Consider the following 9584-nt stretch of genomic DNA (forward strand, 5'->3'; position numbering starts at 1 on the left):
TTGTAGAATTGGAAACCTTTATAATTCGGCCTCAGCATCGACCTGCATCACATACACGTTCCTGCGCAAGTGCTTCGCCTGATTACGCGTAATCTCGCCGGAGTCGAGCATGTCCTGAATCACTCCGAGCTCGATGGAATAGCTCTCGTGCTTGACCTCGTCGATTTGCGGCGCGGCCTTAGCGGCGGCGGCGATGTCCTTGCGGCTGCGCAGTTCCGCCCGTGCGCGCTGGTAGTCGCGCAGCAGCAGCGTGCAGTATTCGGATTTGTAGGTGTCGCCGCGCATTTCCTCATACAGCCGGTTGATGACGTGGTCGATGGCGTCGATCTGTGTGGCTCGCAGATAATAGTAAATTTCATTCTCATTGAGCATCGGCGCGGTGCGACGGAACTTGTTGTTGGCACGTCGCGCAAGCGTAAGGATTTGCCGGCGCAGCGCGTGCGCCCGTCCGCGAATCTGCGAAACCGCGCGATGATGCGTTTTCTTGTCGGCCGTGTGCCGCAGCGTGTTCATGATCTGGTCGAGCATGCGTTCGCACGCCTCGATCTGCAGCTGACGATTGTGCTCGTTCATTTCCGTGTCGGCCTGAGTGTCCGCCAACCGCTGCCGCACGTAGTCCTTCTCCCAGTGCAGTGCGTCGATCTGCAGCGTCTCGAATTCCTCCACATTGAAGCCGCTGATGCGTTGGCGCAGGCGGGTGATGCGGTTGTTGTATGAATCGATGACCGGCAGAATCACACGGCGATTGCTATCGTTGACGCGCTCGGAAAGTTCCTGTACGGTGCGTGTGAGTTCTTCGATGGTGATTTCCGTGAGCTTTTCGGATTCCTCGGCATCGTCCTTGGCCGGCGCGAGCAATGGCAGCATGAAATTGGCCAGCAGCAGCGTCAGGACGATGACACCGGAAGCGATGAAAATAAGTTCGTTGCGCATTGGGAACGCGTCGCCGGAAGCGACGGTGTAAGGAATGGTGAACATCAACGCGAGAGTGATGGTGCCCTTCGGCCCGCCGAACGTCATAACCGCCGCGTCGCGTAGTGAGCGCCGCTTCAGAGTAATACGTTTGCCGGTTTCGGGGTCACGGGTTGGCGCGGCGATAAGCCAGACCCACAGGAACCGAATGGCGATGGCCACGATGGTGACCAGAAGAATGATGCAGACCAGCGCGGTGTTGCTGACATGGTGGTCGTTCCAGCTGGCCAGCATGGCGTCGGGCAGCTGCATGCCGAGCAAAATGAATACGGTGCCGTTCAACACGAACGAAAGCACCGTCCACACGCTGTTCGAGACGATATTGGTGCGCGCGACGTTGGGTCGGCCGGTGCCGTTGCGGTCGAAATGGACGGTCAGGCCGAAGGCGACCACCGCGAGAATGCCGGAAATATGCAGTTCTTCGGCACCCAGGAAGACGAGGAACGGCAGGAACAGTTCCATTAGAATGCGCGTGGTCATCGTCTCCCAGCCCAGTTGCCGGGCCAAAGTGAAGACCCAGTTGGCGAGGAAGCCCATCAGAACGCCGACGATGATGCCGCCGAAGAACGAAAGCAGGAAATCCTTGGTGGCGTTGGCCATCGAGAACGAGCCGGTGACGGCCGCGAGAATCGAGAACTGGAAGCCGATGACGCCGGAAGCGTCGTTGAACAGCGATTCTCCGGTCAGTATTCCGGCCTGTTCCTTGGTAAACGAGGCTTCGCTGGAAAGCGAGGAGACCGCCACCGCGTCGGTCGGCCCGAGCGCCGCGCCCAACGCAAACGCCGCCGCCAACGGAATCACCGGCCACACCGCGTGCAGCATGAAGCCCACGACGGCCATCGTTCCCAGCGCCAGTCCGATGGCCATGGGCAGCGAGAATTTCAGCGTTTTGAAGAGCATCCGCTTGTCGATTTCGTGCGCTTCGACGTAAAGCAGCGGTGCGATGAAGAGCACCATAAAAAGTTCAGGGTCGAGCTTTACGTGCGGGAACGCGGGCAGGAAGGCAAGCGCGACGCCGAGCGCGATTTGCACGAGTGGGGTCGATATTCGCGGAATGAACCGGCTGATGAACGATGAGAGCACGACGGCCCCCAGGATGCAGAGAATCAGCTCGAAAATTGCCACGGATTTCGATTCCTTTCTTGGTCCGGCTTCGTTGCGTTTTGCTCGTCGGTTCGGACATTTCAAAGATTTCGGACACTATATATATTCACTATATCGAATCGTTATTTCGGCATTATGCCGCGAGCTTTGCGGTTTTAAAGGAACGCGGGGTCTGCGCCCGCACGTTTGAGGATTCTTTTGAAAACAGTCCTGATTTTCTGCGTTAAACGTTGTGAGGCTAATGTTTCTTGACTCAAGAAGTAATACGATATTCTGTACAATTTTCACACTTTTGCAATCATTACCAATGACATCCCCGAAATCGGCCGCCGGCTTTAATCGAACCCGCTTGTTTTCGTATTTGGTTGCCGATTGCTTTTAGACTGGGAGTCATGGACACTGCGAGTTTGCGTTGCGCGATGGATGCCGCGCTGGATTTGGCGCGCGAGGCGGGAGGTGCCGGCGAGGTGCCGGTGGGCGCTCTCGTGCTCGACGCCGACGGCAGGATTATCGGACGCGGCCGCAACCGGCGTGAGGCTGACGGCGATCCGCTCGCCCATGCCGAGGTGATGGCGATGCGCGATGCGGCGGCAAGCCGCAGAAAGCTGCCGAATAATCTCCGGAAAACTCATGTAATGCGTATCGATGATTCTCATGTCTCGGATAATGAAATTGATGAAAGAATCAATGCGGATAATGCCGATATCGATGATTCTGCAGATTCGAAACCTGTGGGCGAAAATCGAAATATACCGGTGCAGAACGCTTGGAATCTCGCCGATTGCACGCTGGTGGTCACCCTTGAGCCGTGCCCGATGTGCGCCGGAGCTGCATTACAAACTCACATCGGCCGAATCGTTTTCGGTGCGTGGGACGCCAAACTGGGCGCGTGCGGCTCGGTGTGGGATATTCCGCGTGACCCGCATGTCGGCGCTCGCCCCGAGGTCATCGGTGGCGTGCGAGAGAGCGAGTGTGCGCAGCTGCTCGCGGGGTTTTTCTCTGTAAAACGGTAGCGGTGGTGTCTTCATTCATCAAGTATGTGATGAATTTGTGAAGAGCAAGTCGTTTTTACAGCACTGAATGAACGATATGAATCTTTTGCCGCTCCCTGCTACGTCGGACTTGATAGTGAACTATCAAATCGTTGAAATTATGCCGTTTCGAAATTTTCGGTTTCAATAATTGTCATACAAATGCAGCAGCGAACCCCTGTTTTGAGTATTTTAGCTTTTAGTGCTGCGTACTACGTACAGTCGTACTTACCGATTGCTCGTGCTTCTTCATTGCCAAAATAAACAGCCGGATATTCTATTTGTTCGGCAGCTTCGGGCCGATGCCGGGCGTGATCTTCAGAGCTGTCCAAGCGGAACGCAGCATAATAATAAAGAGGTAGGCCGCGAGCAGGTACGAGCCCACTTTCGCGGAGACGAACGCGGCGACCCAAGCGCCCAGCGGTGTGCCGCAAGCAGCCGCGATGCCAATGATCAGGCCGTTTTTGAGATGTACCAGCCCACGCTTCCAGTTGGCGATGGTGCCGGTGATGGCGCTGGGGAACATAGCCAAAAGCGAGGTGCCGCGCGCGACCAGATCGCTCGCCCCGAACAGCAGCGAAAGCGCCGGAACGGTGACGGCCCCGCCGCCGATGCCGAGCAGCGCCGAAAGCATACCGATGAATATGCCGAGCAGCACCAGCAGAATGCCTTTGATGACGGTCAAGTGAATGCTGGAATTGCGCGAAGGTGTCAAGATCAGTTGGCTGACCACGACGAATGCGAGGAACGCGACGAAGAACCAGCGCAGGAAGACTTCGGAAAGCCGCGAGAGCAGCCAGCTGCCGATTTGCGAGCCGATAATCGTGCCGACCACCATCAGCAGCGCCGCGATCCAATCGACGTGCCCGCTCATCGCGTAGGAAACCACGCCGGAAATCGAAAGCGGAATAATCGCCGCCAGCGAGGTCGCCGCCGCATGCCGCTGGGTCATGCCGAGCCAAACGAGCGCCGGCACGATGATCGATCCGCCGCCGATGCCGAAAAGCCCCGAGAAGAAACCGGCGATAAGCCCGACCACGATCATGATGACAATCTGCTGCACCGGCCCGCGCGTAACAGGCAATTCCTCCTGAACTTCCTCATCGGCCCCGACTTCCTTCTCAGCCCCGGCTTCCGTTTCGCGGCTTTTCTTCCCGGCCTTCGCTTCGTCGTCCGCCGCGCGTTCCTGCTCGCCCATACCTTCCCGCTTCTTTCTGCTCTTTCGGTGCTATCGGCCTTTATGCTACGGCCTTTTATGCTATCGGCCTGTAGTCTTGCTCGTAGTTCGTACTTTCGATTTTCGTTGTTCCAAGCCGATAACTGTTACCGATAACCGTTGCCTTATATTCTATGGATATTCTATGGAGTGCCGCAAAGTTTCTGCCCCGATTACCGCATAAAAATCATGATGTGGTCAAATAAGTTTTGTTATTTCCGTTTCGTGCCGGGTGCTGACGGGTTATGCCTTTGCTCGAACAATTCTCCTGTAAGGGCTTTGTGAGTTAGAATACAAATATAAGCAACATGCCTGTATGAGGGCGAGCTCGTCATTGCTTTCTCACATACAAGGGTTTCAGTGACGAAGGAGTATTCATGGCGCGTTTGATCATCGTTTCCAATAGACTACCTATGTCTTTGCACGCAAAAGCAGATGGCACATACGCCCTGAGCCAGAATGTTGGCGGCCTTGCCACGGCCATCGGCCCCTACCACAAGTCCCACAACGATTGCCTGTGGGTCGGCTGGAGCGGCATCAATCCCCAAACCCGCAGCAAAGCCGAGATCGACAAGATCAGCGACGAATTTGTCAATAATCGTTGTATTCCGGTTTTCCTCGACCAAAGGGAGATCGACGGTTACTACGCCGGTTATTCCAACGATACGTTGTGGCCGCTGTTCCACGATTTCGCGCACGAGGCCAAATTCGATTCGTCTACGTGGAAGATCTATCAGGAGGTCAACCAGAAATTCGCCGACGCTATCGCCGAGCTGGTTAATCCCGACGACACCGTATGGATTCAGGACTATCACCTCATGCTCCTGCCGGCCATGTTGCGCTCGCGTTTCCCCAAGCTTAAAATCGGCTGGTTCCTTCATATTCCGTTCCCGAGCCCCGAGATATTCCACCAGCTTCCCAACGGCAAGGAGCTTTTGGAAGGTTTGATGGGTGCCGATCTGCTCGGTTTCCATACCGAGGATTTCTGCATGAATTTCCTTGCCTCGGTACGCGCGTTGCTGCATGTCGAAGTCGATAAGGACGGCCGCATCCCGGTTCAGAGCGGCGAGACTCAACGATTCGTCACCGTGGACGCCTTCCCCATCGGCATCGATTATGGCCTCTACCGCCGCAACGCCCATTCCAGCCTTGCGCAGGCCATGCGCCACGGCATCGAGGCCGTCAGCGGCAAACGTACGAGGCGTTTGAGCACTTCTCTTACCGCAGAATCCGAAGCTGCCGCCGAAGTCAGCGAGAATTGGAGCGCCTATACCGAAGACGATCTCTCCGAGGTCAAGCTGGCGCAGTCCGCGGCGGCCAAGCGCGGTACCAAAGACAACAAGGTCGTCGTCTCCGTTGATCGCCTCGATTACACGAAGGGCCTTCCGGAGCGTCTGCGCGCCTTCGCCCTGATGCTCAGCCGCTACCCGGAATGGGTCGGCCATGTCACGTATTACCTGCTGGCCACGCCCTCGCGTGAAGATGTCGAAACATATCGCCAGCTCAAGAATCAGGTCGATCAGCTCGTCGGCGAGATCAACGGCAAATATTCGCTGCTTTCGTGGACGCCTATCCATTACATCACCCGTTCCCTGCCGATCAAGCCGGTTTGCGGCATCTATACCGCGGGCGACGTGGCGCTGGTCACCCCGCTTCGCGACGGCATGAACCTGGTCGCCAAGGAATACCTGGCTTCGCGCGACGGCTCCGACGGTGCGTTGGTGCTTTCCGACGAGTGCGGCGCGGCCCGCGAGCTGACGGATGCGTTCATCGTCAATCCTTACGACATCGAAGCGGTCTGCGAGGCCCTGCACTCGGCCTTGGAGATCGGCTCGGGCGAGGCCAAGCGCCGCAACGCCGCCATGCAGGCCAGGCTCAAGTATCGCACCGCTGGCCTGTGGAGCGCCGAGTTCCTGAGCACGTTGCGTCAGGTCAGCGACCCGCGCATGGCCGACCGCCGCCTGCAGAGCGCCCAGCGCGACCGCTTGGTTCACGAATGGGGTGTTTCCAAGCACAAGTTGGTGTTGTGCGATTACGACGGCACCTTGACGCAGATCGTCCGTACGCCCGGCCGCGCAAAGCCGACGCGACGCCTGCGTGATTTGCTGCGTGAAGTCGGCTCCATTCCCGATGTCGATCTGTATCTTGTTTCCGGCCGTATGCGCGAGACGATGGACGAATGGTTCGGCGATTTGCCGGTTGGTCTCATCGCCGAACACGGTGCGTGGCACAGCAAGCCGCTTGGGGACGGCACCGCCAAATCCGCAGACGGCAAGACGGTTGAGCCCAAGCGTTACTGGCGTCGTGCCAGTGATCTTCCCGACCCCGACGAATGGCGCCCGATCATCGAGACCATTATGAACAAGTTCGTCTCCCGTGTTCCGCAGTCGTTCATCGAATACAAGTCCACGGATTTGGCTTGGCATTATCGTATGAGCGACCCGAAGCTTGCCAAGGAGCAGCGTGAGCGTCTGGTGACGGAGCTGCAGAAGGTCTGCCCGCAGTACGGCCTGATGGTCATGCGCAACGCCAAGGTCATCGAGGTTTGCCCGGCCAACGTCAGCAAGGGCGAGTCCGTCAAGCCGTTGCTGGATAGCGGCCGTTACGATTTCGCGCTTGCGTTGGGCGACGATACCACCGACGAGACCATGTTCGCCGCCGTCTCCAGTTGTGATTCCGCTCGTGATGGTGAGAATTTGCTCGATGAGCGCGATGTCGAGAACGTTGGTGTGTCCAAGACGGCCGATTCCGCGCAGACCTCAGCCGCAGATGGCGGCGCAGCGTCTGAAGCCGATGGCTCGAAGCCTGCGAAGAAGTCCGCAAAGCCTTCCGTTGCGTGGACCATCAAGGTCGGCGCCGGAGATACGAACGCCCGTTCGCGCATTGCCACCCCGACCGATACGGCCCGCCTGCTGGGCTACCTGGTAGCCGAGTCCGAGGCCGTAGCCGCCGGCACCGCTCCTGATGAAGTTCCCGAGGCTCCCAAGTCCAAGCCCAAGACGAAGCGCGCGTCAAAGTCCAAAGCCAAGTCAAAGACTTCCGCCAAGTCTAAGGCCAAGGCCGCTTCAAAGTCCCAAAAGTAGTATTCGTATTTTGGAACATTGAGCTGGATGCCGCGCGGCGCGGCCGTAGAATCGGCGTATGAAACAAGTTGACGTTGTCAAAGCGCTGCAGCACGATCATGCGGCCGAGTTGAAGAAGGCCGCCGAAAGACTGAAAGGGACCGCGCGCCATACGCGTATTATCCCTTCGCCCGCCCTTTCCGAGGCCACGGGCCACGAGGTTCTTCTGAAGCCGGAGAACCTTCAGGTCACGGGTTCCTTCAAGATTCGCGGCGCGTACAACAAAATCGCCTCGCTGTCAGACGAGGAGTTGGACAGGGGCATCGTCACGGCCTCGGCCGGCAACCACGCGCAGGGTGTCGCCTACGCGGCCCGCGAGCGCGGCGCGAAAGCGACGATCGTCATGCCCGAGAGCACTCCGCCGCTGAAGGTCGACGCGACGAAGTCCTACGGAGCCGACGTCGTCCTGCACGGCAATCTCTTCGACGACGCGGCCGAATACGCCTCCGAGCTTTCCGAGCGCGACGGCCTGGTCTACGTCCGTCCGTTCGACGATTACGAGGTGCTTTGCGGCCAGGGCACCATCGGCTTGGAGATCCTCGAGGACGTCCCGAACGTCACCGACGTCGTCGTTCCCTTGGGTGGGGGCGGCCTGGGCTCAGGTGTGGCGCTCGCCATCAAGACGTTCAAGCCGGAGGTTCGCGTCATCGGCGCGATTCCGGAGGGCTCGCCCGCTTTCAAGAATTCGTTCGCGGCCGGCATGGTCGTTCCGGCCGATAAGGTGGTCACTTCCGCCGAAGGCGTCGCGGTCGGCCATCCCGGCGATCTCACTTTCGCGATTTTGAACGAATACCTTGATGATCTGATCACCGTCACCGAACGCGACATCAACGAGATGATCCTTCTGATGATGGAGAAGCACAAGCTCGTGGTCGAGGCCGCCGGCGCCGTTTCGCTGGCCGCGCTTGAGCACCTGAGCCTGCGCTCGCGGGTTTTCGCCTCGGCCAAGGGCAAGCACGTCATCGTTCCGATCATTTCCGGCGGCAACATTGACACGGTCACCATCGGCGCCGTCATACAAAAAGGCATGATCGCCCGCGGCCGCATCATGAACTTCGAGGTCGAGCTGCCCGATACCCCCGGCCAGCTGGTCAAGGTCGCGCAGGTGCTCGCCGAGGCCCGCGCCAACGTCATCGAGCTCAACCACGACCAGTTCAAGGCTTCCAGCCACTATACGGATTCCGTCTCATTGGGCGTCACCGTCGAAACGAACGGCCCCGACCACATTGCCCAGGTCTTGAAGGCCCTTAAAGAAGCCGGTTTCGACCCGAAGCGCATCTACTGACCGAGTTTCCGCCCAGCTGAGTTTCGTTCGCCCGCGTCCATATTTGCGCTTTGCGGTCGTTTTGCGGCGCATTTACAGTTTTTCAGTCGCATTTCGGTCGCGAATCGGCCGCGTGCGACCGATAACGCGACCGCAAGCGACCGATAAATATTCCTTGGCATCAAGGTAGGGAAGCGGGAAGAAGTACAAAAATACGTTGCATCCTGAGGCCCGGTTTGCGACAGTTTTGAGCGCGGATGGCGCTTCAATGGGAAACCGTCACAGAAATATCACGCAATATTGTGCAAAAATTCCGAAATGTTTGATTTAATAAATGAATCTGTCGGACACGGGCAAGAACGGCTTAGTTTGAGGCGTGTCGTGCTTTTTGTCACAAATATCAACGGTGTAATTTAATCTGCTTAGACAAATATGCATCAAACAATAAACTGCAATATTTTCAACAGTATAACATTTTTATTAAAACCTTTGACGTTTTAAAATTAGATTTTAAAAATGACGGAATATCAACGATTTAGGCGTTTGAAGCCGCGTCAAACGGTGTTATGTCTGGATTTTATTGTCCCTTGCGATGGATTAAATAATAATAAAGTATGCGTATTGTCATACCTTTCTTTGGATTGATGTGACAAGCAGCAGTCGTGCCGAGCCGATGCAGTAGCGGTCCGACAGCGGTGCCGAAGCCGCAGAGTAGTTGTGCGGTGCGCAGTTTCGGCGTCGTAGCAGTTGAGCAGTTAGCAGTACGAGCAGTTGAGCAGTGAAGCAGTAAGCGGAGCGTGCGGTTGGCCCCGTGGCAGTTTGTAGTTGCAGTTGAGAAGTTGCGGTTAGAAGTGAAAAAGATTGGGAGGCAGCCC

4 protein-coding genes and 2 pseudogenes are annotated in these 9584 nt (G+C 57.2%); 4 read left to right on the plus strand and 2 right to left on the minus strand.

Going from position 1 to position 9584, the window contains the following annotated elements:
• Positions 1-18: 18 nt before the first annotated feature.
• Positions 19-2097, minus strand: coding sequence for a Na+/H+ antiporter (locus tag OZX67_RS00575; RefSeq protein WP_277143177.1), 2079 nt, complete (start codon positions 2095-2097; stop codon positions 19-21).
• Positions 2098-2495: 398 nt separating this feature from the next.
• On the opposite strand from OZX67_RS00575, the pseudogene OZX67_RS09570 reads away from it, so the two are divergent.
• A pseudogene (locus OZX67_RS09570) lies at positions 2496-2675 on the plus strand (deaminase); the annotation flags it as partial.
• A 168-nt stretch (positions 2676-2843) separates the two neighbouring features.
• Positions 2844-3089: pseudogene (locus tag OZX67_RS09575) on the plus strand (nucleoside deaminase); the annotation flags it as partial.
• Between the two features lie 295 nt (positions 3090-3384).
• Here OZX67_RS09575 and OZX67_RS00585 read toward each other — a convergent pair.
• The gene (locus tag OZX67_RS00585) at positions 3385-4305 is read right to left on the minus strand and encodes a sulfite exporter TauE/SafE family protein (RefSeq protein ID WP_277143179.1); all 921 of its coding nucleotides are present in this window, start codon (positions 4303-4305) and stop codon (positions 3385-3387) included.
• A gap of 395 nt (positions 4306-4700) precedes the next feature.
• Here OZX67_RS00585 and OZX67_RS00590 point away from each other — a divergent pair, with 395 nt between their 5' ends.
• Together OZX67_RS00590 and ilvA are read left to right on the plus strand one after the other, a co-directional pair.
• Positions 4701-7406, plus strand: a complete 2706-nt coding sequence (locus OZX67_RS00590; protein WP_277143181.1) for a bifunctional alpha,alpha-trehalose-phosphate synthase (UDP-forming)/trehalose-phosphatase — start codon at positions 4701-4703, stop codon at positions 7404-7406.
• Between the two features lie 58 nt (positions 7407-7464).
• Positions 7465-8730, plus strand: coding sequence for a threonine ammonia-lyase (gene ilvA / locus OZX67_RS00595; protein ID WP_277143183.1), 1266 nt, complete (start codon positions 7465-7467; stop codon positions 8728-8730).
• Positions 8731-9584 lie beyond the last annotated feature (854 nt).

It is taken from the genome of Bifidobacterium sp. ESL0728 (assembly GCF_029392015.1).
Classification (GTDB): Bacteria; Actinomycetota; Actinomycetes; order Actinomycetales; family Bifidobacteriaceae; genus Bifidobacterium.